Origin of the sequence: Streptomyces millisiae, assembly GCF_031845425.1 — a bacterium.
GTDB lineage: Bacteria > Actinomycetota > Actinomycetes > Streptomycetales > Streptomycetaceae > Streptomyces > Streptomyces millisiae.
Genome location: NZ_JAVREM010000004.1, coordinates 322,954 through 346,802, shown reverse-complemented (window position 1 = coordinate 346,802; position 23,849 = coordinate 322,954). Strand labels below are relative to the sequence as shown.

Here is a 23,849-nt window from a genome sequence, read left to right as displayed (position 1 = left end):
GGTGGGCCGGTCGCTTTACCCGGCAACCGGGCGGGCCCTCCGCCATGTCCGCGGGATCCCAGACCCGCTAGGACGGGTGGAACGCCGGCCGTGCCTTGGCGCCGGCCAACAGCCGGTCCAACGCCAACTCCATGTCGGCACGCCAGGAGACCGCGCGCCGAAGCTCAAGTCGCAACCGAGGAAAGGCGGGATGGGGCCGCGCCGTCTCGAAACCCACCGCCCACAGATACTCCGCCGGCAGCACGCAGCGCGGCTGCTCCCACCGCGCGTCCCCGAAGGCCTCGATCGCCCGAATCCCTCGACCCAACAGGTCCTTGGCCATCGACTGAATCAGGACCCGTCCCAGTCCCTGGTGCTGAGAGCCGGACTCGATCCGCGCCGTGATCAGTTGGACGGCATCGGCGGACACCGGGCTCGTGGGGAAGGCGCTCCCCCTGGGCACATAGGCCGGCGGAGCGTAGAGCACGAAGCCCACCGGTCGCCCGTCCACATAGGCGAGGCGGCCGCAGGAGCCCCACTCCTCCAACACGGTCGAGACCCAGGACTTCTTCTCCGACTCCGAGCGGCCGGTGCGCTCCGCGTCGCGGCCGCTGACCGGGTCCAATTCCCAGAAGACACATGCCTGGCAACTGGACGGCAGATCCGCAAGGTTGTCCAGTGTGAGCGGCACAAGCTGACGCCCCATGGAGACCATCGTATCCATGGGGCGTCAGAGGTGATCGAAGGTGCGACTGGTGCGACCCGACTCCGGGTCAGCCAGCCGTCTCCGTCTCCTGCTCCGGCGCGTCAGCCCGGATCTTGTCGAGCACGGGGCCCTCGCCGGGAGCCAGCTGGGTCAGGATGCGCTCCAGATCCTCCATCGAGGCGAACTCGACGACGATCTTCCCCTTCTTCTGCCCCAGGTCGACCTTCACCCGGGTCTCGAAGCGGTCCGAGAGCCGATTCGCCAGGGAGTCGAGGGCGGGGGAGATCCGCCGGCCGGCGCGCGGCCCCCGGGAACGGGCACCGTTCTTCTTGAGGGCGGAACCCTGGAGCATCACGATCTCCTCGATCGCCCGCACCGAAAGCCCCTCCGCCACGATCCGCTGGGCCAACCGCTCCTGCTCCTCGGCATCCTCCACCGACAGCAGCGCCCGAGCATGCCCGGCCGAGAGAACCCCGGCGGCCACCCGCTGCTGCACCCGCGGGGAGAGCCTCAGCAGCCGAAGGGTGTTGGAGACCTGCGGTCGCGACCGACCAATCCGGTCGGCCAACTCATCGTGGGTGCACTTGAAGTCCCGCAGCAACTGGTCGTAGGCAGCAGCCTCTTCCAACGGATTGAGCTGGGCCCGGTGCAGGTTCTCCAGCAGGGCGTCGAGGAGCATCTTGTCGTCATCGGTGGCCCGGACAATCGCCGGAATCGCCTCCAGGCCGGCCTCACGGCAGGCCCGCCAGCGTCGCTCACCCATGATGAGCTCATAGCGCTCCGGCCCCAACTGCCGGACCACGACGGGCTGGAGCAGACCCACTTCCTTGATGGAGGTCACCAGCTCGGTCAGCGCGTCCTCGTCGAAGACCTCACGGGGCTGCCGCGGGTTGGGGGTGATGAACTCCAGCGGCAGCTCGGCGAAGTGCGCCCCCGCGACCTCCTGGGGTGCCGCCGCGACCCCGGCCGCCACCGCCTCGGCCACCGACGCGGAGTCCGCCGTTTCACGTGAAACGCCGTTCTGCCCCTCGCCCGCCGAGAACGCACCAGCCGTCGGAACGGCCAGCCCGCGGTCCGGATTCAGCGACGGCACCGCGCCCGGCGATGTCGAGGCGCCAGGCTCCGCCTCGATGTCGTCGGCGCCCCTGGGGGCCGCCGGAATCAGGGCGCCGAGCCCACGGCCTAGTCCCCTGCGTCGTTCGCTCACTGTGTCCCCTCCACCGGGCCGCGCTGCTCCTGCTGCGGCAGTACATGCTGAGACGTCACGCCCCGCAGGGCGATTTCCCGGGCCGCCTCCAGGTAAGAGAGCGATCCGCTGGATCCCGGGTCATAGGTCAGAACCGTCTGCCCATAGCTCGGCGCCTCCGAGATCCGCACCGAGCGCGGGATGTTGGTCCGCAGCACCTCGGTGCCAAAGTGGCTCCGGACCTCCTCGGCGACCTGCGAGGCGAGCCGGGTCCGTCCGTCGTACATCGTGAGAAGAATCGTCGAGACGTGCAGCTCCGGGTTGAGATGGCCCCGCACCAGCTCAACATTGCGCAGGAGCTGCCCCAGTCCCTCCAGCGCGTAGTACTCGCACTGGATGGGGATGACCACCTCGGCGCCGGCGACCAGGGCGTTGACCGTCAGCAGGCCCAGCGACGGCGGGCAGTCGATGAAGACATAGTCCAGGGGCTGCTCGTAGGAGCTGATCGCCCGCTGCAGCCGGCTCTCCCGAGCCACCACCGACACGAGCTCGATCTCCGCGCCGGCCAGGTCGATGGTGGCGGGGGCGCAGAACAGGCCCTCCACATCGCGCACCGGCTGAACCACCTCGGAGAGCGGCCTGCTCTCGATCAGCACGTCATAGATCGAGGGCACCTCGGCGTGGTGGTCGATGCCGAGCGCGGTGGAGGCATTGCCCTGGGGATCGAGGTCGATCACCAGGACACGGGCGCCGTGCAGGGCCAGCGACGCCGCGAGGTTCACCGTCGTGGTGGTCTTGCCGACACCCCCCTTCTGGTTGGCGACGACCATGACCCGCGTCTGCTCCGGCCGGGGCAGACTGCCACCGGCTCGATACATGGCCTCGACCGCCTGCTGGGCCGCCCTGCCAGGCAGGGCTCCTGCGGGAGGCGGCGCACTGGGGGCGATGTCGACCGCTCCCCCGGGGGCGTCCGCCGATTCGGACCGAGGGCCGGGCACGGGATCGGCCGTCGGTCCAGCGATATTGGCGTCGGACCGCAATGGTTCACTCTCCTCGACACGCGCAGCCTTCGTGAGATCAAAGCCTGCCATGTCCCGAGGGGTATCAACCACCGAGGCGGGATTACGTGTGGATAGCTGGCCCTCTGTGGATACCGTCGCCCCCCGGGCGGGTGAAGGGCGGGGGGGTCGGCGGTCACGCGGCTCGGCGGCCGCACGTCCACGATTGATGATTCCTTGCAGCAGCGAGCGGCGTTTCACGTGAAACACGATGCCTACGGCCGCCAGGGGCGGCCGTAGGACACTCCGCCTCAGGGATATTTTCCGCTCTTTGGCCGTGCGGCGAGAGCTGCCTGCCTCGGCACGGAGGGCCGGCACGGAAGGCCGGCGCGGAGGGTCAGCGCGGTCCCCGGCCGGCTCGGCCGGCCCGCCGGGCGGCCTTCGCCCGCTTGGCCGCGAACCGCACGCCACCCGGGCTCTCACCGACCTCCACCCGCACCACCGTGGCCGGGGGGTCCACCACATCGGCGCCGACCTGCAGGACCTCGCTCCGGACAACGCCGAGCTTGCCCAGGGCGGCGCGGGCCCCCTTGAGCTCCTGCTCGGCGGTGTCGCCCTTGAGCGCGAGCATCTCGCCATAGGGACGCAGCAGCGGGACCCCCCAGCCGGCCAGCCGGTCGAGCGGGGCCACCGCCCGTGCCGTCACCACATGCACCGGGGGGAAGGTGTTCAGCACCTCCTCGGCCCGGCCACGCACAACGGTCACCTGCTCCTCAAGGCCCAGCAGCTCCACCACCTCCTGGAGGAAGGTGGTGCGTCGCAGCAGAGGCTCAAGCAGGGTGATGCGGAGATCCGCCCGGACCAGTGCCAGCGGAATGCCCGGGAGCCCGGCACCGGACCCCACGTCGCAGACGGTCACCCCCGTGGGAACGACCTCGGAGAGCACCGCGCAGTTGAGGAGATGGCGCTCCCAGATCCTCGGAACCTCACGAGGGCCGATCAGCCCCCGCCGGACCCCCGTCTCGGCGAGCAGCTCGGCGTAGCGCACGGCGTCCGCCAACCGGTCCCCGAAGACGGCGCCGGCCGCCTCCGGGGGAGGAGGCGGCCCTGCTGGCAGGTCCTGGTTCACGGCAGGACGACCACGCGGCGCTGCGGCTCCTCGCCCTCCGACTCGCTGCGCAGCCCGGCCGCGGCCACCGCGTCGTGCACCACCTTGCGCTCGAAGGGCGTCATCGGCTTGAGCTTGACCGCCTCGCCGCTGTCCCGCACCTGCTGCACCGTCTCCTGGGCCAGCGCGGTCAGCTTCTCGCGCTTACGGGCCCGGTGCCCGGCGATGTCCAGCATCAGCCGGCTGCGCTCGCCGGTCTCCCTGAGCACGGCGAGCCGGGTGAGCTCCTGCAGTGCCTCCAGCACCTCGCCGTCCCGGCCGACCAGCTTCTGCAGATCGCGGGAGGGCCCGTCGGCGATGACGGACACGGCCGCCCGGTCCCCCTCGACGTCCATGTCGATGTCCCCGTCGAGGTCCGCGATGTCGAGCAACCCCTCGAGGTAGTCCGCCGCGATCTCGCCCTCCTGCTCAAGGCGGGTGAGGACATCGGCGTCCTGGGGAGCTGCCGACGCGGTGGAGGTGGTGTCCGTCACGGGTGGGACTCCTTCTTACTTCTTGCTGTTCGCGGACGGCTTGTTCGGCTTGCCCGACTGGGACTTCTTGGGCTGCTGCTTCGGCTGCTGCCCCTGTGGCTTACTGCCCTGCGCGGGACGCTGCGGCTGCTGGCCACCACCCGACTGGCGCCGCGACTTGCTCTGCCGCTTGGGCTGGGTCCTGGCGGCACGGGCGGCCTCGACGGCCTTCTTCGCGTCGGTCTCCACCGGCTGCTCCTCCACCAGCTTGCCCTTCTTACGCAGGCGCTCCTGGCGCTCCTTGTAGGCGAGGCTGCCGGGGGTGGGGTTCCGCGCGATCACGTACATCTGCTGGCCCATGGACCAGACGTTGGTGGTGAGCCAGTAGATCAGGACGCCGACCGGGAAGTTGATGCCGAAGACGGCGAACATCAGCGGGAAGATGTACATCAGCATCTTCTGCTGGTTCATGAACGGCGTCTTGACGTCGAGGTTGACGTTCTTCGTCATCAGCTGGCGCTGGGTGAAGAACTGCGACGCCGACATCAGGATGATCATGATGATCGTGACGGTGCGCACCGTGCCCAGCGAGGCGCCGAGCTCGGCGACCTTGCTGGCGCTGTCCATGAAGCGGGTCGCGATGGGAGCGCCGAAGATCGTGGCGGACCGGGCGCTGTCCACCTGCTCCGCGTTGAGCACACCAACGGTCTGGTTGTTGGCGATGTGGCTCAGCGTCTGGAAGAGCGCGATGAAGAACGGCGACTGCGCGAGGATCGGCAGGCAGCTGGCCAGGGGGTTGGTGCCCGTCTCCCGGTACAGCTTCATCATCTCTTCGGACTGACGCTGCCGGTCGTTCTTGTAGCGCTCCTGGATCTTCTTCATCTGTGGCTGGAGCGCCTGCATGTTCCGGGTCGACTTGATCTGCTTGACGAACAGCGGGATCAGGGCGATCCGGATCACGATCACCAGAGAGACGATCGACAGACCCCAGGCCCAACCGCTGTCCTCGTCGAACACCAGGCTGTACAGCCGGTGGAACTGGACGATGATCCAGGACACCGCGATATAGAGGGGACTGAGGATCGTATTGATCGTGTCCACGGGTCAGGCTCCTTGGGCATGATGGGGGGCACCCCCGGGCGAGGCGTGGGAAAGCGTCCTGTCGTGCCGCAGCCGGTCACGCAGCCGCCGGTGCCACACCGGACGCTTCCGAGGAGGAACGTGATCGACTCCACCGGGCGACCAGGGGTTGCAGCGCAGGATGCGCCAGACGGTCAGTGCCGTCCCCTTGATCGCGCCGTGCCGGTCGATGGCGCCATACCCGTAGTGGGAGCATGACGGATAGTAACGGCATACGGGGCCGAGCAGCGGGCTGATGGTCCACTGGTACAGCTTGATCAGCAGCAGCAGCGGGTACTTCACGTCCGTACCCCTCCCAGCAGCCGCTCCAGTGCGGCATCGAGGTCCCGGGCCAGCTGATCGTAGGTCGCACCGTCCGCACCAGGCAGGGCCCGCACGACAACCAGGCTACCGGGGGGCAACACGGACAGCCGATCCCGGACCAGGTGCCGCAGCCGGCGCTTCACACGGTTCCGAGCCACGGCGTTCCCCACGGCCTTGCTCACGACGAAACCCGCACGCGGCGGCAGAGGGGTCTCTGCCGCCGGGTGCGGGTCCTTACCGCCGCTCAGATGGACGACGAGGTGCGGGCGCCCGGCCCGGCGCCCCCGGCGCACCGCGGTCGCGAAGTCCTCGCGCCGCCTCAGCCGGTTCTCGGAGGGCAGCACCGCATGGACCTGTGGTCGGTCAGCTCAGGCCGACAGACGAGCGCGGCCCTTGTTGCGGCGACTGGCGATGATGGCGCGGCCGGCACGCGTCCGCATCCGCAGCCGGAAGCCGTGGGTCTTGGCCCGGCGCCGGTTGTTCGGCTGGAAAGTGCGCTTGCTCACTCGGGGGCTCCAGAAGATCTTCGGTGTTCGGCACGGCGGCCGAAACGGGAGGTGGTCCGCCGACAGCTGTCACCGTGCGCCCGCGAGGAGCTCGCATCGCCCGAGTCAGCCGCCATCGCAGCGCATCGGTGAGGCTCACCTCAGAGGAGCGGCCATCGGAGGCAGGCGGCAGCAGCCGTCGACGACTCGACCTGGCAACGGTACGCGCGAGGCGTCCCACAGGTCAAACCCGGACGGCGCATCCTCGTACACACCCTGTGGACAACGACTTGATGTGCGCGCGCCGCGCTGACTACCGTGGCTTAACTCGGGATTCTTTCCCGAACGCACCCGCCCAATCGCCCCCCGGAGTCACAGCACACCCACGGGCGCCGATCAACGCCAGCGCCACCCCTGCGAGTGAGAGAGCGTGCCTCGTGGCTGACCTTCCCGCTGATCTTGCCGCGGTCTGGCCTCGCGCGCTCACCGCGATGCTCTCGGACGACCAGCGTCTCGAGCCCAAGGACCACCGCTGGCTGCAGGACTGCCAGCCGCTCGCCCTGGTCTCGGGCACGGCCCTGCTCGGCGTGCCCAACGAGTACGCGAAGAGCGTGCTCGAGGGTCGGCTGGCCCCACTGATCGGGGACGTGCTCAGCCGCGAGTGCGGGCAGCCGGTCCGGCTGGCCATCACCGTCACCGCGCCGCCGCCCTCCCCCGTGCCGCAGCCGCGCGCCGAGCCCGTCGAGCAGTTCCCGCCGCCGCGGGCCCACGATCCCTACCCGGGTGGCGACGGGTACCCCGGCCACGAGCGGCCCGCCGCCAGGCCCGCCTACCCCGACCACCCGCGTGCCCCGCGCCCCGCCGATCAGTCGGCGGGCTGGCAGCAGCCGCACCCCGGGCACGCGGGGCACTCCGGATACCCCTATGCCCGGCAGGAGACGTTCGAGGCACCGGAGCCCGAGCACCCGCCCGTCCCCGTGGGCCGGCCGCCGGCGCCCGCGGCGTCGAGCGGCGGTGCCGCCGAGCCGACCGCACGGCTCAACCCCAAGTACCTCTTCGACACCTTCGTCATCGGCGCCTCCAACCGGTTCGCGCACGCGGCCGCGGTGGCCGTCGCCGAGGCGCCGGCCAAGGCGTACAACCCGCTCTTCATCTACGGCGAGTCGGGCCTCGGCAAGACGCACCTGCTGCACGCCATCGGCCACTACGCGCGCAGCCTCTACCCCGGCACCCGGGTGCGGTACGTGAGCTCGGAGGAGTTCACCAACGAGTTCATCAACTCCATCCGGGACGGCAAGGCGGACGCGTTCCGCAAGCGCTACCGGGACATGGACATCCTGCTGGTCGACGACATCCAGTTCCTCGCCAGCAAGGAGTCCACGCAGGAGGAGTTCTTCCACACCTTCAACACCCTGCACAACGCCAACAAGCAGATCGTGCTCTCCTCGGACCGGCCGCCCAAGCAGCTGATCACCCTGGAGGACCGGCTCCGCAACCGCTTCGAATGGGGCCTGATCACCGACGTCCAGCCACCCGAGCTCGAGACGCGCATCGCGATCCTCCGCAAGAAGGCCGTGCAGGAGCAGCTCAACGCCCCGCCCGAGGTGCTGGAGTTCATCGCGTCCCGGATCTCGCGCAACATCCGCGAGCTGGAGGGCGCGCTGATCCGGGTCACGGCCTTCGCCAGCCTCAACCGGCAGCCGGTGGACCTGGGCCTCACCGAGATCGTCCTCAAGGACCTGATCCCGGGCGGCGAGCACGCGACGCCGGAGATCACCATCGACGCCATCGTCTCGGCGGTGGCGGAGTACTTCGGGCTCACGGTCGAGGACCTGATCGGCTCCTCACGCAGCCGGATCCTGGTCACCGCCCGGCAGATCGCCATGTACCTGTGCCGGGAGCTCACCGACCTGTCGCTGCCCAAGATCGGGCAGTACTTCGGCGGGCGCGACCACACGACGGTCATGCACGCCGACCGGAAGATCAGGTCGCTGATGGCCGAGCGCCGGCCCATCTTCAACCAGGTCACCGAGCTCACCAACCGCATCAAGAACGGCGGCTGAGCCGGCACCGCACGCCCGCCACGTCACGGCGCCCCCGAGGACACCTCGGGGGCGCCGTTCGATTTCCGCCCGGGGAAGGGCAGTTGTCCACAGTTTTGGCGCGCTACGGTCGTCCACACCCTGTGTGTGCGGCGAGTTGTCCAGACCGCCGTCCACAGGCCGGCTGGGGAGGAGACGAGTTCGCAGGTCAGCGGGGTGTGGAAATGTGGGAAACCCTCGTCCACAGACTGTGGACGAGACGCCGGGCGCCGATCGCGCCGATCGCGTTGTCCACCGCCCCGGCCCGGTGATCCACAGCGAAGGGGTGGTTGTGCACAGGCAATCCACAGCTTTGTCCACTGTTCGGCAACGCAACGCGCGGTCTCACCGTCAAGAGTGAATCAGCTCACAGTGGAGTGGACCGGGGCCTGTTGAGAACTCGGCGGAATCTGGGGACAGAGCCGTGGAAAACTCGGCTCCCACTGTGGACGGGGTGTGGAAGACCGCGCTTCGTCCACAGGAACCCCCTCTTCGTCCACCGCTCCACCCACAGGCGATGTGGATAAAAACCGGCGCCTGAGCTGGGAAAACGGAGTTATCCACGGTATCCACAGGGCCTACTACTACGACTACACAGTTAGAGGGGGAGACTCGGTTCGAAGTGGGCGCTGTGGACAAGTGGGCCCGGGGCCGGTCTACCCAGCCCGAGTCGATTTGACTCGCGGATGCACCTACTGTCAGAGGCGTGCGCCAGACTGGTGCCCCGACAGGGAGCCGACAGGGCGCACGGCCTGAAGACAGCGGGAGGCGGCTGAAGTGAAGATCCGGGTGGAACGCGACGTGCTCGCCGAGGCGGTGGCCTGGGCCGCCCGTAGCCTGCCGGCCCGGCCGCCGGTCCCGGTGCTCGCGGGCCTGCTGCTGAAGGCCGAGGAGGGCGCGCTGAGCCTCTCCGGTTTCGACTACGAGGTCTCGGCCCGGGTCTCGGTCGACGTCGACGTGGAGGACGAGGGCACCGTCCTGGTCTCCGGCCGGCTGCTCGCCGACATCTGCCGCGCCCTGCCGAACCGTCCGGTGGAGATCTCCTCGGACGGCGTCCGGGTGAGCGTGGTCTGCGGCTCCTCCCGCTTCACCCTCCACACGCTGCCCGTCGAGGAGTACCCGGCGCTGCCCCAGATGCCGGTGGCCACCGGCACGGTCCCGGCCGAGGTGTTCGCCTCCGCCGTCTCCCAGGTGGCCATCGCCGCCGGCCGGGACGACACGCTGCCGGTGCTCACCGGCGTGCGGATCGAGATCGAGGGCGACACGGTCACCCTGGCCTCCACCGACCGGTACCGGTTCGCGGTGCGGGAGTTCCTGTGGAAGCCCGAGGTCGCCGACGTATCGGCGGTGGCCCTGGTGCCGGCGAAGACGCTGCTCGACACGGCGAAGTCGCTCAGCGGTGGCGAGACCGTCTCGCTGGCGCTCGCGGGCTCCGGTTCCGGCGAGGGCCTGATCGGCTTCGAGGGCGCGGGCCGGCGCACCACGACGCGGCTGCTCGAGGGCGACCTGCCGAAGTACCGGACGCTCTTCCCGACCGAGTTCAACTCGGTGGCCGTGATCGAGACGGCGCCCTTCGTCGAGGCGGTCAAGCGTGTGGCGCTGGTCGCCGAGCGGAACACCCCGGTGCGGCTCAGCTTCGAGCAGGGCGTGCTGACGCTGGAGGCGGGTTCGAGCGACGACGCACAGGCTGTGGAAAGGGTGGACGCCAAGCTGGAGGGCGACGACATCTCGATCGCCTTCAACCCGGGCTTCCTGCTCGAGGGTCTGAGCGCGATCGACTCCCCCGTGGCGCAGCTCTCGTTCACCACCTCGACGAAGCCGGCCCTGCTGAGCGGCCGCCCGGCGGCGGACGCGGAGGCGGACGACGCGTACAAGTACCTGATCATGCCGGTTCGCCTGAGCGGCTGAGCTCGACGGCGGCCGTGGCGGGCCTGGCGGCCCGCCTGGCCCACGGCCCTCCCGCGGGCGGGTCCACTGCGGGCCCACTGCGTGGGGCCTTCGGGGCCGACAGGGGCTCCGGTCGGCCTGACGCCGTCGGCGCGGAGCGCCTGCGGCGGCGAGCCGGCCTTCGGCCGCCTTCAGGCGGGGCCGGTTAGCGGCTTACGTCGGTGCGCGGCGAGCAGGCAGCATCTGCCGCGCCTGCGGCGCGGGGCATCGCGCTCAGTGGAACCCTCCGGCCGTGCCGAGCGCGCCAACACGTGGCCGCGCCGCGAAGCGGAGAGGCGGCGCCGCATGGGCACACCTTGAGGACGGCCGGTAGGCGCCAGGCGGCCGCGCTTCCGCCCGCTTCGCGGGTGAAGCGTAGGCTCGGGGGGATAGCACAACGTTCTGAAGGAGTCCTGATGGAGCTCGGTCTCGTCGGTCTCGGCAAGATGGGCGGGAACATGCGTGAGCGCATCCGCCGAGCCGGTCACACCGTGGTGGGTTTCTCGCACGAGGCGGACGTCGCCGACGTGCACAGCCTCAAGGATCTGGTGGACGCGCTCGCCGCGCCCCGGGTGGTGTGGCTGATGGTGCCGGCCGGCGCGGCGACCCAGTCCACGGTGGACGAGCTGGCCGAGCTGCTGGCCCCGGGGGACGTCGTCGTGGACGGTGGGAACTCCCGGTGGACGGACGACGCCAAGCACGCCGAGCAGCTGGCCGCCAAGGGCATCGGCTTCGTGGACTGCGGGGTCTCCGGCGGCGTCTGGGGCCTGGAGAACGGCTACGCCCTGATGTACGGCGGTGACGCCGAGCATGTCGCGAAGGTCCAGCCGATCTTCGACGCCCTCAAGCCGGCCGGCGAGTTCGGCTCCGTGCACGCGGGCAAGGTCGGTGCCGGCCACTTCGCCAAGATGGTGCACAACGGCATCGAGTACGCCATGATGCAGGCCTTCGCCGAGGGCTGGGAGCTGCTCGAGGCCGTCGACGAGGTCACCGACGTGCGCGAGGTGTTCAGGTCCTGGCAGGAGGGCACGGTCATCCGGTCCTGGCTGCTGGACCTGGCCGTTCGCGCGCTGGACGACGACGAGCACCTGGCCCAGCTCAAGGGCTACGCGGCCGACTCGGGCGAGGGCCGGTGGACGGTGGAGGCGGCGATCGACAACGCGGTGCCGCTGCCCGCGATCACGGCCTCGCTCTTCGCGCGCTTCGCCTCCCGGCAGGACGACTCCCCGCAGATGAAGATGATCGCGGCGCTGCGCAACCAGTTCGGCGGGCACGCGGTCGAGAGCAAGTAACGGCGATCGGGGGCCCGGCGCCGTGCACGTCACGCATCTGTCACTCGCCGACTTCCGCTCCTACGCCCGGGCCGAGGTCGAGCTCGACCGTGGTGTGTCCACCTTCGTCGGGCCCAACGGTCAGGGGAAGACCAACCTGGTCGAGGCCGTCGGCTACCTGGCGACGCTCGGCAGCCACCGGGTCTCGTCGGACGCGCCCCTGGTGCGGGCCGGCGCCGACCGGGCGGTGATCAGGGCGGCGGTCGTCGAGGGGGAGCGGCGGCAGCTGGTCGAGCTGGAGTTGAACCCGGGCCGGGCCAACCGGGCCCGGCTCAACCGCTCGACCCAGGTGCGCCCGCGCGACGTGCTCGGCGTGGTCCGCACCGTGCTGTTCGCGCCCGAGGACCTGTACCTGGTGAAGGGGGACCCGGGCGAGCGGCGCCGGTTCCTCGACGAGCTGGTCACCGCGCGCGCCCCACGTCTTGCGGGGGTGCGTGCCGACTACGAGCGGGTGCTCAAGCAGCGGAACTCGCTGTTGAAGTCGGCCGCGATGGCCAGGCGGCACGGCGGCCGGGGCGCCGACCTGTCCACGCTCGACGTGTGGGACCAGCATCTGGCGCGGGCCGGCGCCGAGCTCCTCGGTCAGCGGCTGGCGCTGGTGTCCGCGCTGCGGCCGTTGGCGGACAAGGCGTACGAGGAGCTGGCCCCGGGCGGCGGCCCGGTCGGCCTCGAGTACCGGGGGCCCGCGGGTGAGCCGGCCGAGCTCGCGGCGGCGTCCCGCGAGGAGTTGTACGAGCTGCTGCTCGGCGCGATCGCGGGCGTCAGGGCGCAGGAGATCGAGCGCGGGATGACGCTGGTCGGCCCGCACCGGGACGATCTGCTGCTGCGGCTCGGGGAGTTCCCGGCGAAGGGGTACGCGAGCCATGGCGAGTCCTGGTCGTTGGCGCTCGCGCTGCGGCTCGCCTCGTTCGGCCTGTTGAAGGAGGAGGGGCCCGAGCCGGTGCTGGTGTTGGACGACGTCTTCGCCGAGTTGGACGCGCGGCGCAGGGAGCGGTTGGCCGAGCTCGTGGCGCCTGGTGAGCAGGTGTTGGTGACGGCGGCGGTGGAGCAGGACGTGCCGGCGGTGCTCGCCGGGGCGCGGTTCGCGGTCTCCGAGGGGCGGGTCGAGCATGGGTGAGGGGTCGGGCGCGGAGGAGCGGCCGCTGTCGGGTGTGGATCTGGCGCGGGTGGCGTTGCGGGCCGCGCGGGAGCAGGCGAAGGCGCGGGGCGCGGCGACGCAGCAGCGGCGGCAGGCACGGCGCGGCGGCGGGCTGCGGTCGGGGGCGCGGGCCGGGGGGCGTGATCCGTTGCCGCTGGGTGCGGCGTTGCGTCGGCTGACGGAGGAGCGGGGCTGGGAGATGCCGCTCGCGGTGGGCGGTGTGGTGGGCCGCTGGCCGGAGTTGGTGGGGCCCGAGGTGGCGAAGCACTGCGTGCCCGAGGGCTACGACGAGGAGGCCCGGGTGTTGACGGTGCGCTGTGACGCGACGGCGTGGGCGACGCAGCTGCGGTTGCTCGCGCCGGAGTTGCTGCGCCGGCTCAACGCGGACCTGGGGCAGGGGTCGGTCACGTTGATCAAGGTGCTTGGCCCTTCGGGGCCTTCGCGTGGCCAGGGGCGGCTGCGCGCCCCGGGGAGCAGGGGGCCTGGTGACACGTATGGATAGCCCTGGCGAGGGCGTCGCCTGGCGGTGCGAAAGTGATGCCGGTCACGTTCGCGGAGGTTGACAGTCGGAGCCGCTGAGGGGCCTCGTGAGCGGATCAGGGGCCCGGTCCGTATATCCGGGGTCACCGGATGCCAGTTCAGGGCGGCACATGCGGACTCAGAGGCCGGCAAACCGCCATGAGGGTCGGCCGTGCCGGTAGACTGGAAGGCATCCGCCCCGTTGCGGACCATGTCGAACGACACAGCCGCTCCCTATGTCGGAGTTGGCTCGTGCTGTGCCAGAAAGGGCGCTTCGTGGCCGATTCCGGCGATGCCAACAAGAACACTCCTGCTTCTGCCGCGCCCGCGGAGGAGGCTCCGTCCTACGACGCCAGCGCGATCACGGTGCTGGAGGGTCTTGACGCGGTACGCATGCGGCCCGGCATGTACATCGGGTCCACGGGTGAGCGCGGCCTTCACCACCTGGTCTACGAGGTCGTGGACAACTCGGTGGACGAGGCCCTGGCCGGCCACGCCGACACCATCGACGTGACGCTGCTGGCCGACGGCGGCGTGCGCGTGGTGGACAACGGCCGTGGCATCCCGGTGGGCGTGGTCCCCTCCGAGGGCAAGCCGGCCGTCGAGGTCGTGCTGACCGTGCTGCACGCGGGCGGCAAGTTCGGCGGCGGCGGCTACGCGGTCTCCGGTGGTCTGCACGGGGTGGGCGTCTCGGTGGTCAACGCGCTCTCCACGCGCCTGGCGGTCGAGGTGCGCACGGACGGCTACCGGTGGACGCAGGAGTACGCGATGGGCGTGCCGACCGCGCCGCTCAAGCGCAACGAGCCCACCGAGGAGACCGGCACCACCGTCACGTTCTGGGCGGACGGCGGCATCTTCGAGACCACGGAGTACTCGTTCGAGACGCTGTCCCGGCGCTTCCAGGAGATGGCCTTCCTCAACAAGGGCCTGACCATCGTGCTGACCGACGAGCGGGCGGCCGCCAAGCAGACCGCCGGCGCCGACTCCACGGCCGTGGAGGAGGAGGGCAAGCCGCGCTCGGTCACCTACCACTACGAGGGCGGCATCTCCGACTTCGTGCGCCACCTCAACTCCCGCAAGGGCGAGCCGGTGCACCCGTCGGTGATCGAGATCAGCGCCGAGGACACCGAGCGCAAGATGTCGGTGGAGCTCGCGATGCAGTGGAACGCCCAGTACAGCGAGGGCGTCTACAGCTTCGCCAACATCATCCACACCCACGAGGGCGGCACCCACGAGGAGGGGTTCAGGGCGGCGCTGACCGCGCTGGTCAACAAGTACGCCCGGGAGAAGAAGCTGCTCCGCGAGAAGGACGAGAACCTCGCGGGCGAGGACATCCGCGAGGGCCTGACCGCGATCATCTCGGTCAAGCTCAGCGAGCCGCAGTTCGAGGGCCAGACCAAGACGAAGCTGGGCAACACGGAGGCGAAGACCTTCGTCCAGCGGGTCGTCTACGAGCACTTCGCCGACTGGCTCGACCGCAACCCGAACGAGGCGGCGGACATCATCCGCAAGGCGATCCAGGCGGCCACCGCCCGCCTCGCCGCCCGCAAGGCCCGCGACCTCACCCGCCGCAAGGGCCTGCTGGAGACGGCCTCGCTGCCCGGCAAGCTCAGCGACTGCCAGTCCAACGACGCGGCCAAGTGCGAGATCTTCATCGTCGAGGGCGACTCGGCCGGCGGCAGCGCCAAGGCCGGCCGCGACCCGCAGTACCAGGCGATCCTGCCGATCCGCGGCAAGATCCTCAACGTGGAGAAGGCCAGGATCGACCGGGTCCTGCAGAACACCGAGGTCCAGGCGTTGATCTCGGCCTTCGGCACCGGCATCCACGAGGACTTCGACATCTCGAAGCTCCGCTACCACAAGATCATCCTCATGGCCGACGCCGACGTCGACGGCCAGCACATCAACACCCTGCTGCTGACGCTGCTGTTCCGCTTCATGCGCCCGCTCGTCGAGGCCGGTCACGTCTTCCTCTCCCAGCCCCCGCTCTACAAGATCAAGTGGGGCCGGGACGAGTTCGAGTACGCCTACTCCGACCGCGAGCGCGACAGCCTGATCCAGCTCGGCCGGGAGCGCGGCAAGCGCATCCGCGAGGACTCCATCCAGCGCTTCAAGGGTCTGGGCGAGATGAACGCCGAGGAGCTGCGGGTGACCACCATGGACCAGGCGCACCGCGTGCTGCGCCAGGTGACGCTGGACGACGCGGCCGCCGCCGACGACCTGTTCTCGATCCTGATGGGCGAGGACGTGGAGGCCAGGCGCTCGTTCATCCAGCGCAACGCCAAGGACGTCAGGTTCCTGGACATCTGACGGTCCCCGGTCCAGCACCTCCCCCACCGCAGCAGCCCGAAAGGAACCGGACCACACCGATGTCCGACGACACGGCTCCCACTCCGCCCACCCCGCCCGCCGGCGCCCCCGAGACCAACTCCAGCGGCGCCCTGCGCATCCAGCCGGTCACGCTCGAGACCGAGATGCAGCGCTCGTACCTCGACTACGCGATGAGCGTGATCGTCTCCCGCGCGCTGCCCGACGTGCGGGACGGCCTCAAGCCGGTGCACCGCCGCGTGCTCTACGCGATGTACGACGGCGGTTACCGGCCCGAGCGCGGCTACTACAAGTGCGCCCGCGTCGTCGGCGACGTCATGGGTACCTACCACCCGCACGGCGACACCTCGATCTACGACGCGCTGGTGCGTCTCGCGCAGCCGTGGGCGATGCGCATGCCGCTGGTGGACTCCAACGGCAACTTTGGCTCCCCCGGCAACGACCCGGCGGCCGCCATGCGGTACACCGAGTGCCGGATGGCGCCGCTGGCCATGGAGATGCTCCGGGACATCGACGAGGAGACCGTCGACTTCCAGGACAACTACGACGGCCGTAACCAGGAGCCGACGGTCCTGCCGTCCCGGTTCCCCAACCTGCTGATCAACGGCTCGGCCGGCATCGCGGTCGGCATGGCCACCAACATCCCGCCGCACAACCTGCGCGAGGTGGCGGCCGGCGCCCAGTGGTACCTGGAGCACCCGGACGCCGCCCCCGAGGAGCTGCTCGACGCGCTGATCGAGCGGATCAAGGGCCCCGACTTCCCGACCGGCGCGCTCATCGTGGGCCGTCGCGGCATCGAGGAGGCGTACCGCACGGGCCGCGGCTCGATCACCATGCGGGCGGTCGTCGAGGTCGAGGAGATCCAGGGCCGGCAGTGCCTGGTGGTCACCGAGCTGCCGTACCAGGTCAACCCGGACAACCTCGCGCAGAAGATCGCCGAGCTCGTGAAGGACGGCCGGATCAGCGGCGTCGCCGACGTCCGCGACGAGACGTCCTCGCGGACCGGCCAGCGTCTGGTGATCGTCCTCAAGCGGGACGCGGTCGCCAAGGTCGTCCTCAACAACCTCTACAAGCACACCGACCTGCAGACCAACTTCGGCGCCAACATGCTGGCCCTGGTCGACGGCGTGCCGCGCACCCTCTCGCTCGACGCGTTCATCCGCAACTGGGTGTCGCACCAGGTCGACGTCATCGTGCGCCGCACCCGCTACCGGCTGCGCAAGGCCGAGGAGCGCGCCCACATCCTGCGCGGCCTGCTCGCCGCGCTGGACGCGATCGACGAGGTCATCGCGCTGATCCGGCGCAGCGACACGGTCGAGGTGGCGCGCACGGGCCTGATGGGGCTGCTGTCCATCGACGAGATCCAGGCGAACGCGATCCTGGAGATGCAGCTGCGGCGGCTCGCGGCCCTGGAGCGGCAGAAGATCATCGCCGAGCACGACGAGCTGCAGGCGAAGATCACCGAGTACAACGCGATCCTGGCCTCCCCCGAGCGGCAGCGCGCCATCATCTCCGAGGAGCTGGCGGCGATCGTCGACAAGTTCGGCGACGACCGGCGCACCGCGCTGATCCCCTTCGAGGGCGACATGTCCATCGAGGACCTGATCGCCGAGGAGGACATCGTCGTCACGATCACCCGCGGCGGCTACGTCAAGCGCACCAAGACCGACGACTACCGGGCGCAGAAGCGCGGTGGCAAGGGCGTGCGCGGGACGAAGCTGCGGGAGGACGACATCGTCGACCACTTCTTCGTCTCCACCACCCACCACTGGCTGCTGTTCTTCACCAACAAGGGCCGGGTCTACCGGGCCAAGGCGTACGAGCTGCCGGACGCGGGCCGGGAGGCGCGCGGGCAGCACGTGGCCAACCTGCTGGCCTTCCAGCCGGACGAGCGGATCGCGGAGATCCTGGCCATCCGGGACTACGAGGCCGCGCCCTACCTGGTGCTGGCCACCAAGTCCGGGCTGGTGAAGAAGACCCCGCTCAAGGACTACGACTCGCCGCGCTCCGGCGGCGTCATCGCGATCAACCTGCGGGAGATGGAGGACGGCCGCGACGACGAGCTGATCGGCGCCGAGCTGGTCTCGGCCGACGACGACCTGCTGCTGATCAGCAAGAAGGCGCAGTCCATCCGCTTCACCGCCACCGACGAGTCGCTGCGCCCGATGGGCCGGGCCACCTCGGGCGTGAAGGGCATGAGCTTCCGCGAGGGCGACGAGCTGCTGTCGATGAACGTGGTGCGGGCCGGCACCTTCGTCTTCACCGCCACCGACGGCGGCTACGCCAAGCGCACCCCGGTCGACGAGTACCGGGTGCAGGGCCGCGGCGGCCTCGGCATCAAGGCCGCCAAGATCGTGGAGGACCGTGGCTCGCTGGTCGGCGCCCTGGTGGTGGAGGCCACGGACGAGATCCTGGCCATCACCCTCGGCGGTGGCGTGATCCGTACCCGGGTGAACGAGGTGCGGGAGACCGGTCGTGACACCATGGGCGTCCAGCTGATCAACCTCGGCAAGCGGGACGCCGTCGTCGGCATCGCCCGCAACGCGGAGGCCGGGCGCGAGGCCGAGGAGGTCGACGCGGACGGCGAGGTCGAGGCAGAAGGTGACGGAAGCGGAGTCGCGGAGCAGGCGGCCGCCGCGGACAATGAGGAGCAGGCGTGAGTCGGTCCGCGGGTTCCCCCGACGGCGGCTCGGCCGACGCCAGAACCGGGGACGCCCGTCCCCGGGGTGAATCCCAGCAGGTGACCCGTGGGGGGCTCACATGACAAGCGCACGACCCGCGGACTCCTACGCGCAGGGCCAGGGCTACCCCGCCGCGCAGGACTCCCAGCAGTACCGCCCCCCGCAGGCGTACCCAGCGCCGCCCGGGGCCGCTCCCACGGCGGGCCAGCAGCCGCCGGCACAGGGCGCTCAGGGCACGCAGGGCGTCCGCGTGCCGCGTACCGGGGCCCGCACGGTGCCGCGGATCCGCAAGGCCCGGCTGCGGGTCGCCAAGGCCGATCCCTGGTCGGTGATGAAGGTCAGCTTCCTGCTCTCCATCGCCCTGGGCATCTGCACGGTGATCGCCGTCTCCATGCTGTGGATGGTGATGGACTCGATGGGCGTCTTCTCCACCATCGGCGAGACGATCACCGAGGCCACGGCGGCCGAGGGCGAGAGCGGCTTCGACCTGGTGGCGTACCTCTCGCTGTCCAGGGTGATGCTGTTCACCGGGATCATCGCCCTGATCGACGTGGTGCTGGCCACCGCGCTGGCCACGCTCGGCGCCTTCCTCTACAACCTGTCCGCGGGTTTCGTGGGCGGTGTGGAAGTCACGCTGGCGGAGGACGAATAGCGTCGGGCCAATCGATTTTGGGCACGGGCCTCACATGCGCTAGCCTCTCTTCTGCGCGGGGGAGTTCCGCGCAGGGGGCTATAGCTCAGATGGTTAGAGCGCATCCCTGATAAGGATGAGGCCACAGGTTCAAGTCCTGTTAGCCCCACCAGCCAAAACGGCCCCGGTCAGGCGTGACCGGGGCCGTTTCACATCCACGGCTGAACCATCCGGCCTCGGTGCGAGGACACGATTGGGTATCATCGGGCGCCAGATGGTCCGATCACGTTTGAAGAAGGACGAGGTAGCGCGGTGAAGAAGCTCCTCCTGGTCGCCCTGGCCGCCATCGGCGGCCTTCTTGTCTACCGTCAGATCCAGGCGGACAAGGCCGAGCAGGACCTGTGGACGGAGGCCACCGACTCCGTGCCGACCGGCTCCACGGGTGCCTGACCCCCTCTTACACGTCGCTTTCGCGCGTCACACGACGAACGCCTCCGGGTCCCAGGCCGCACCACGCGGCACGGGGCCCGGAGGCGTTCGTCGCGATCGTGAACACTCACCGTGATCGAGCGTGATCAGGGCGGTGCGGAGCGCCCCAGCTGCCGCATGCCCCGCTGAGCCAGGCGCTCAGCCCTGGTGGCTCTCGTAGTGCTCGACGGCCTCGCGGGTGCGGGCGACGCCGTAGACCCGCAGGAATTCGGCCAGTTCCGGGTGGGTGTCGGCGAGCAGCCGGGAGGCGCTCTGGATCTCCGTCGCGTCCGAGACGGAGCGCAGCAGGGCCTGGATCTCGCGGACCACGCGCTTGGTGGGGTTGGCCGGGACACCGATGGAACCGGAGCGGGTCGCGGCGGAACTGGGGCTCAGCACGTTGCCCCCCGCGGTTCTGCGGATCTCCTCCATCGCGGAGGTGGCCTCGGCCGCGCTGACCCGCCCGGCGCGCACCTCGGCCGCCAGATCCTGCAGGGAGCGCACCCGTTGGACGACGGCCGGGTTGCCGATCTTGGCGCGCTGCCCGCTCATCAGCTGGGACAGCATGGGCGCCGAGAGCCCGAGGACCACGGCGAGCCGGGCCTGGTTGAGTCCGAGATCGGTGATCAGCCGGCGGAAGAGCGCCCCCAGTGGCTCCCCGTACCATGTCGTCTGCTGTTCTCTGGCCCTTTCCGTGGACTCTTGTTGAGTCGCGTCCATCGTGTCTCCCCTGTTCTCCCCTGATCGCTTCACCTGAGCGAAGTTGCGCGTCATCCTACGGAGGGATGCACATCCGGGGCGATACCCGGTCGGTATCCGGCGGGAAGATTGGGTAATCTAGCTTCCGGCCGCCTGCCCTGTTGTCGGGACCGGCCAAGGGGCCTTAGCTCAGTTGGTAGAGCGCCGTCTTTGCATGGCGGATGTCAGGAGTTCGACTCTCCTAGGCTCCACGGGAGTTGGCCGTGCGCGGGCCGTCGACATTCAGTCGGCGGCCCGCAGCTCTTCCGGCGGGGTGCGGTCGGCGTCGACGCGCTCGGTGCGCTCCAGCTCGCCCCAGACGACGTACCGGTGCCGCGAGGTGAAGACCGGGGTGCAGGTGGTGAGCGTGATGTAGCGGCCCGCCTCGGTGGCCCCGGACTCCTCGGGCACGGCCTCCAGCACCGCGGTGTTGTACTTCGAGGTCTCGGGGAGGATGGCGAACGCCCGGTAGATGTACCAGGTGTTGCTGCTCTCGAAGACGATCGGGTCGCCCTCCTCGATCCGGTGGATCCCGTGGAACTTGGCGCCGTGGCCGTCCCGGTGGGCGGCGAGGGAGAAGTTGCCCTCCTCGTCCCACGGCATGGCCGACTCGACGGGGTTGTCGTAGTAGCCGGCGACGCCGCCGTTGAGGACGTCCAGGCCGACGCCCTCCTTGACGAGGATCACGTCGTCGGTCATGGCGGGGACGTGCAGGAAGCCGATGCCGTCCTCCGGGTCGAACACGGGCGGCCGGTCGTCGCCCTGGCCCTCCTCGCTCCCCTCCTCGGCGGCCGCCCACTGGTCCCGGACGGCGTCGCTGTCGCGGTTGGCCTCCTGGTTGGCGACGACGTTGGTCCACCAGAGCGAGTACACGACGAACAGCGCCAGCACGAGACCGGCGGTGATGAGCAACTCCCCGACCACCCCGACGACGACGGCGAGCCGCCGCGCAGCGCCTCCGGCGGGGCGGGCAGCCGCGCCGGCCGTGGTGTGGGCCTCCGCCGTGCCGGCGGCCTTGCCGGCCGGCTCCGCCTCGGCCTCGCCGGCGTCACGCCGGCTCGGCACGACGGCCGCCGTGCCGTCGCCGGCCGCCGGCGCGGAGCCGGCTTCGCCTTCGGCGGCCGCCAGGCTCGTCGTGGCGTCGCCGGTGGCGGCCTTGCTGGCGGCGGTGCGGGGCTCCGCCGGCGCGGAGCCCGTTTCGGCGGCGGGGTTCGCCAGGCTCGACGCGGGCCCGGCGGGCGGGCGCCCGCCCGCCGGGCCGCCACGGCTGGCGTCCGCTGCGCTCTCGCTGCGGGTTTCCGCCGTGTCGGCGGCCGGCTTTGCCGGTGCCGGTTCGTCTTCGTGGGCCGGTCGGCCGTCGGCCTCGCCGGCCGCCGGCGCGGAGCCGGCATCGGCGGCGGCGTCCGCGGGGCTCGACGTGGCGTCCGAGGCCATCCGGTCGCCGGCTTCGCCGGCTGGGCCGGTCGTGCCGCCACGGCCGGCGTCCGTCGTACCGTCGCCGTGGTTTTCCGCCGTGGCGGCGGCCCGCTTGGCCGGTGCCGGTTCGTCTTCGTGGGCCGGTCGGCCGCCTGCCTCGTCGGCCGTGCCGGCGCGGCCGGCGTCTGCCGACTCGGAGCCGGCTTCGCCGGCGGAGTCCGTCGCGCCGTCGCCGTGGTCTTGGGCCGTGGCGGCGGCCCGCTTCGCCGGTGGGGAGTCGTCTTCGTGGGCCGGTCGGCCGACGTCGGCCGGGGCGGTGTTCGGCTCGTGGTCGTGGTCTCCGGACGCCGAGTCGGCGGTCACGCTCGGGTCAGTTGACGAGGGCATCGGGTTTTCCGTCCGAGCGGGGGCGTTCTTCCGTCATCTCTCCCCAGACGATCATGCGGTAGGTGGAGGTGAACTCCGGGGTGCAGGTGGTGAGCGTGATGTAGCGGCCCGGTTCGGTGAAGCCGCCCTGGTCCGGGACGGGGTCGAGCACGGCCGTGTTGGAGGGGGACGTGGAGTCCAGGCGGCTGGCCATCTCGTAGGTGAAGTACGCGTCCTGCGTCTCGATGACGATCGGGTCGCCCGGCTCGAGACGGTTGATGTAGCGGAAGGGCTCGCCGTGGGTGTTGCGGTGTCCCGCGAGGCCCACGTTGCCCTCCTCGTCCCACGGCATCGCCGTGGGGAGGCCGTCCTCCGCCGTGTAGTGGCCGACCATGCCGTTGTTGAGGACGGTGTCCTCGGCGACGCCCTCGGCGATCGGCACGACCACGTCCAGCGTGGGCAGGTAGAGGATCGCGAAGCCGTCGCCCGGGGAGAAGGCGCCGGGCTCGCGGGGGTCGGCCTCCTCGTTCTCGCCGTCCTCCCACTGGCGTTGCAGTTCCTCGCGCTGGCCGTCGGCGTGCGCGCGGGCCTCCACGTTGGTCCACCACAGCTGGTAGGCGACGAAGAGCAGCAGCAGGGCACCGGTGGTGATGAAGAGCTCGCCGATGACGTTGCTGATGGCGGTGCCGGTCTGCTTGGCCGCCTTGGCCGCGGCCTTGGCCGCCTTGCGGCGGGCCGCGCGGCCTCCCGTCACCTCGGCCTCGGCCTCCGCGGGGGTGGGCGGTGGGGCGGCGGCACCGCTGGCCCTGTGCCGTGTCGAGCCGGCCCGCGCGGCCTTGCGGCGGGCGGCGCGCCCGCCGGGCGCCGGCGGGGGCGCCTGGGCGGCCGCCGCCGCCCTGCGGCGGGCCGCGCGGCCCTCAGGGGCCGGCGCGGTCAGGTCAGGGGGCCGGCGCAGGCCCATCGTCTCCGGGTCCTCCGGATGCTCCGGGCCCCAGCCCGGGTGGGTCACGCGACGGATCCCACGACGGGCGCGAGACCGTGCGACCGCTCGACGGCGCCGGCGTCGCCGCAGACCGTGAGCCAGTTGGCGAGCATGCGGTGGCCGCCCTCGGTGAGGACCGACTCCGGGTGGAACTGGACGCCCTCGACCGGCACTTCGCGGTGGCGCAGGCCCATCACGACGCCGCTCTCGGTGGTCGCGGTGACCTCGAAGCCGGCGGGCACGGTGGGCTCCTCGACGGCCAGCGAGTGGTAGCGGGTGACGGTCAGCGGCGAGGGGAGGCCGGCGAAGACGCCGGCGCCCGCGTGGCGCACCGGGGACGTCTTGCCGTGCAGCAGCTCGGGGGCCCGGCCGACGACGCCGCCGTAGGCGACGGCCATGGCCTGCATGCCGAGGCAGACACCGAAGACGGGGGTCCCGGTGGCCGCGCAGTGTCGGACCATCTCCACGCAGACGCCGGCGTCCTCGGGGGTGCCGGGGCCCGGGGAGAGCAGCACCCCGGCGAAGTCGCCGGCCGCGACGTCCGCGGTGGTGACCGCGTCGTTGCGCACCACCTCGCACTCGGCGCCGAGTTGGTACAGGTACTGCACGAGGTTGTAGACGAAGCTGTCGTAGTTGTCGACGACCAGCACCCGGGTGCTCATTCGACGGCCCCCCCGTTGTTGAACGGCATGATCGGCTCGGCCCACGGGAAGACGTACTCGAACAGCAGGTAGATCACGCCTGTCACCAGCACCAGCGAGATCAGCGCGCGCACCGCGGTGTTGCCCGGCAGGTGCCGCCAGATCCACCCGTACATCGCTTCGCTT

The 23,849-nt window shown here is 70.7% G+C and carries 22 protein-coding genes, 2 tRNA genes and 1 pseudogene; 11 read left to right on the top strand and 14 right to left on the bottom strand.

The window, feature by feature from the left end; translation table 11 throughout:
- Nucleotides 1-67: 67 nt before the first annotated feature.
- The 9 genes from RNC47_RS07520 to rpmH form a co-directional block, all read right to left on the bottom strand.
- Nucleotides 68-685: a GNAT family N-acetyltransferase gene (locus tag RNC47_RS07520; protein WP_311596653.1), complete on the bottom strand. Its 618-nt coding sequence runs from the start codon at nt 683-685 to the stop codon at nt 68-70.
- Nucleotides 686-752: 67 nt separating this feature from the next.
- Nucleotides 753-1,892 carry a ParB/RepB/Spo0J family partition protein gene (locus tag RNC47_RS07515; RefSeq protein WP_311596651.1) on the bottom strand — a complete coding sequence of 380 codons (1,140 nt, stop codon included), beginning with the start codon at nt 1,890-1,892 and terminating at the stop codon, nt 753-755.
- Nucleotides 1,889-2,962, bottom strand: a complete 1,074-nt coding sequence (locus tag RNC47_RS07510; protein ID WP_311596650.1) for a ParA family protein — start codon at nt 2,960-2,962, stop codon at nt 1,889-1,891. Before RNC47_RS07510 ends, RNC47_RS07515 begins: the two co-directional genes overlap by 4 nt.
- 304 nt (nt 2,963-3,266) lie before the next feature.
- Nucleotides 3,267-3,998, bottom strand: a complete 732-nt coding sequence (gene rsmG / locus RNC47_RS07505; protein ID WP_311596648.1) for a 16S rRNA (guanine(527)-N(7))-methyltransferase RsmG — start codon at nt 3,996-3,998, stop codon at nt 3,267-3,269.
- Entirely contained in the window at nt 3,995-4,510 is a 516-nt protein-coding gene (locus tag RNC47_RS07500) for a Jag family protein (RefSeq protein ID WP_311596647.1), read from the bottom strand. The genes rsmG and RNC47_RS07500 overlap by 4 nt, the downstream gene beginning before the upstream one ends.
- 15 nt (nt 4,511-4,525) lie before the next feature.
- On the bottom strand, nt 4,526-5,581 hold the full coding sequence (gene yidC, locus RNC47_RS07495; RefSeq protein ID WP_311596681.1) for a membrane protein insertase YidC: 1,056 nt from the start codon (nt 5,579-5,581) through the stop codon (nt 4,526-4,528).
- Between the two features lie 12 nt (nt 5,582-5,593).
- Nucleotides 5,594-5,911 (bottom strand): membrane protein insertion efficiency factor YidD, encoded by a 318-nt coding sequence (gene yidD / locus RNC47_RS07490; RefSeq protein ID WP_311596646.1) that lies wholly within the window; start codon nt 5,909-5,911, stop codon nt 5,594-5,596.
- Entirely contained in the window at nt 5,908-6,276 is a 369-nt protein-coding gene (rnpA, locus tag RNC47_RS07485) for a ribonuclease P protein component (RefSeq protein WP_311596645.1), read from the bottom strand. Before rnpA ends, yidD begins: the two co-directional genes overlap by 4 nt.
- A 24-nt stretch (nt 6,277-6,300) precedes the next feature.
- Nucleotides 6,301-6,438 (bottom strand): 50S ribosomal protein L34, encoded by a 138-nt coding sequence (gene rpmH / locus RNC47_RS07480; protein WP_311596644.1) that lies wholly within the window; start codon nt 6,436-6,438, stop codon nt 6,301-6,303.
- 503 nt (nt 6,439-6,941) lie between these two features.
- Here rpmH and dnaA point away from each other — a divergent pair.
- The 10 genes and pseudogenes from dnaA to RNC47_RS07430 form a co-directional block, all read left to right on the top strand.
- Nucleotides 6,942-8,480, top strand: a pseudogene (gene dnaA, locus RNC47_RS07475) (chromosomal replication initiator protein DnaA); the annotation flags it as partial.
- 795 nt (nt 8,481-9,275) lie between these two features.
- A complete protein-coding gene (dnaN, locus tag RNC47_RS07470) occupies nt 9,276-10,406 on the top strand; it encodes a DNA polymerase III subunit beta (RefSeq protein ID WP_311596642.1) in 1,131 nt (376 codons plus the stop codon).
- 434 nt (nt 10,407-10,840) lie between these two features.
- Entirely contained in the window at nt 10,841-11,716 is an 876-nt protein-coding gene (gene gnd / locus RNC47_RS07465; RefSeq protein ID WP_311596641.1) for a phosphogluconate dehydrogenase (NAD(+)-dependent, decarboxylating), read from the top strand.
- Nucleotides 11,717-11,738: 22 nt separating this feature from the next.
- Complete coding sequence (gene recF, locus RNC47_RS07460; protein ID WP_311596640.1) at nt 11,739-12,872, top strand: DNA replication/repair protein RecF; 1,134 nt, start codon at nt 11,739-11,741, stop codon at nt 12,870-12,872.
- Entirely contained in the window at nt 12,865-13,395 is a 531-nt protein-coding gene (locus tag RNC47_RS07455) for a DUF721 domain-containing protein (protein WP_311596639.1), read from the top strand. The genes recF and RNC47_RS07455 overlap by 8 nt, the downstream gene beginning before the upstream one ends.
- A gap of 269 nt (nt 13,396-13,664) precedes the next feature.
- Nucleotides 13,665-15,722, top strand: coding sequence for a DNA topoisomerase (ATP-hydrolyzing) subunit B (gene gyrB / locus RNC47_RS07450; protein ID WP_311596638.1), 2,058 nt, complete (start codon nt 13,665-13,667; stop codon nt 15,720-15,722).
- 59 nt (nt 15,723-15,781) lie between these two features.
- Complete coding sequence (gene gyrA, locus RNC47_RS07445; protein ID WP_311596637.1) at nt 15,782-18,400, top strand: DNA gyrase subunit A; 2,619 nt, start codon at nt 15,782-15,784, stop codon at nt 18,398-18,400.
- A 100-nt stretch (nt 18,401-18,500) separates the two neighbouring features.
- Nucleotides 18,501-19,073: a DUF3566 domain-containing protein gene (locus tag RNC47_RS07440; RefSeq protein WP_311596636.1), complete on the top strand. Its 573-nt coding sequence runs from the start codon at nt 18,501-18,503 to the stop codon at nt 19,071-19,073.
- Between the two features lie 74 nt (nt 19,074-19,147).
- Nucleotides 19,148-19,224, top strand: a tRNA-Ile gene (locus tag RNC47_RS07435).
- Nucleotides 19,225-19,364: 140 nt separating this feature from the next.
- Complete coding sequence (locus tag RNC47_RS07430) at nt 19,365-19,502, top strand: DLW-39 family protein (RefSeq protein ID WP_243741121.1); 138 nt, start codon at nt 19,365-19,367, stop codon at nt 19,500-19,502.
- 177 nt (nt 19,503-19,679) lie between these two features.
- Here the strand turns inward: RNC47_RS07430 and RNC47_RS07425 are convergent, their stop codons facing one another.
- Nucleotides 19,680-20,240: a helix-turn-helix domain-containing protein gene (locus tag RNC47_RS07425; protein WP_311596631.1), complete on the bottom strand. Its 561-nt coding sequence runs from the start codon at nt 20,238-20,240 to the stop codon at nt 19,680-19,682.
- 157 nt (nt 20,241-20,397) lie between these two features.
- Here RNC47_RS07425 and RNC47_RS07420 point away from each other — a divergent pair.
- Nucleotides 20,398-20,470 (top strand) — tRNA-Ala (locus RNC47_RS07420).
- 31 nt (nt 20,471-20,501) lie between these two features.
- On the opposite strand, the gene RNC47_RS07415 is transcribed toward RNC47_RS07420, so the two are convergent.
- The 4 genes from RNC47_RS07415 to RNC47_RS07400 form a co-directional block, all read right to left on the bottom strand.
- The gene (locus tag RNC47_RS07415; RefSeq protein WP_311596679.1) at nt 20,502-21,323 is read right to left on the bottom strand and encodes a class E sortase; all 822 of its coding nucleotides are present in this window, start codon (nt 21,321-21,323) and stop codon (nt 20,502-20,504) included.
- Between the two features lie 721 nt (nt 21,324-22,044).
- Nucleotides 22,045-23,058 carry a class E sortase gene (locus RNC47_RS07410; RefSeq protein ID WP_394814728.1) on the bottom strand — a complete coding sequence of 338 codons (1,014 nt, stop codon included), beginning with the start codon at nt 23,056-23,058 and terminating at the stop codon, nt 22,045-22,047.
- Entirely contained in the window at nt 23,046-23,684 is a 639-nt protein-coding gene (locus RNC47_RS07405; protein ID WP_311596627.1) for an aminodeoxychorismate/anthranilate synthase component II, read from the bottom strand. Before RNC47_RS07405 ends, RNC47_RS07410 begins: the two co-directional genes overlap by 13 nt.
- Complete coding sequence (locus RNC47_RS07400; protein WP_311596625.1) at nt 23,681-23,839, bottom strand: hypothetical protein; 159 nt, start codon at nt 23,837-23,839, stop codon at nt 23,681-23,683. Before RNC47_RS07400 ends, RNC47_RS07405 begins: the two co-directional genes overlap by 4 nt.
- Nucleotides 23,840-23,849 lie beyond the last annotated feature (10 nt).

Excerpts from the sequence above, each read along its gene's own strand:
- gnd (WP_311596641.1), top strand. The coding sequence starts at position 10,841 with ATGGAGCTCGGTCTCGTCGGTCTCGGCAAGATGGGCGGGAACATGCGT.
- RNC47_RS07510 (WP_311596650.1), bottom strand. The coding sequence starts at position 2,962 with ATGGCAGGCTTTGATCTCACGAAGGCTGCGCGTGTCGAGGAGAGTGAA.
- RNC47_RS07425 (WP_311596631.1), bottom strand. The coding sequence starts at position 20,240 with ATGGACGCGACTCAACAAGAGTCCACGGAAAGGGCCAGAGAACAGCAG.
- RNC47_RS07455 (WP_311596639.1), top strand. The coding sequence starts at position 12,865 with ATGGGTGAGGGGTCGGGCGCGGAGGAGCGGCCGCTGTCGGGTGTGGAT.
- RNC47_RS07440 (WP_311596636.1), top strand. The coding sequence starts at position 18,501 with ATGACAAGCGCACGACCCGCGGACTCCTACGCGCAGGGCCAGGGCTAC.
- RNC47_RS07400 (WP_311596625.1), bottom strand. The coding sequence starts at position 23,839 with ATGTACGGGTGGATCTGGCGGCACCTGCCGGGCAACACCGCGGTGCGC.
- RNC47_RS07405 (WP_311596627.1), bottom strand. The coding sequence starts at position 23,684 with ATGAGCACCCGGGTGCTGGTCGTCGACAACTACGACAGCTTCGTCTAC.
- RNC47_RS07520 (WP_311596653.1), bottom strand. The coding sequence starts at position 685 with ATGGGGCGTCAGCTTGTGCCGCTCACACTGGACAACCTTGCGGATCTG.
- gyrA (WP_311596637.1), top strand. The coding sequence starts at position 15,782 with ATGTCCGACGACACGGCTCCCACTCCGCCCACCCCGCCCGCCGGCGCC.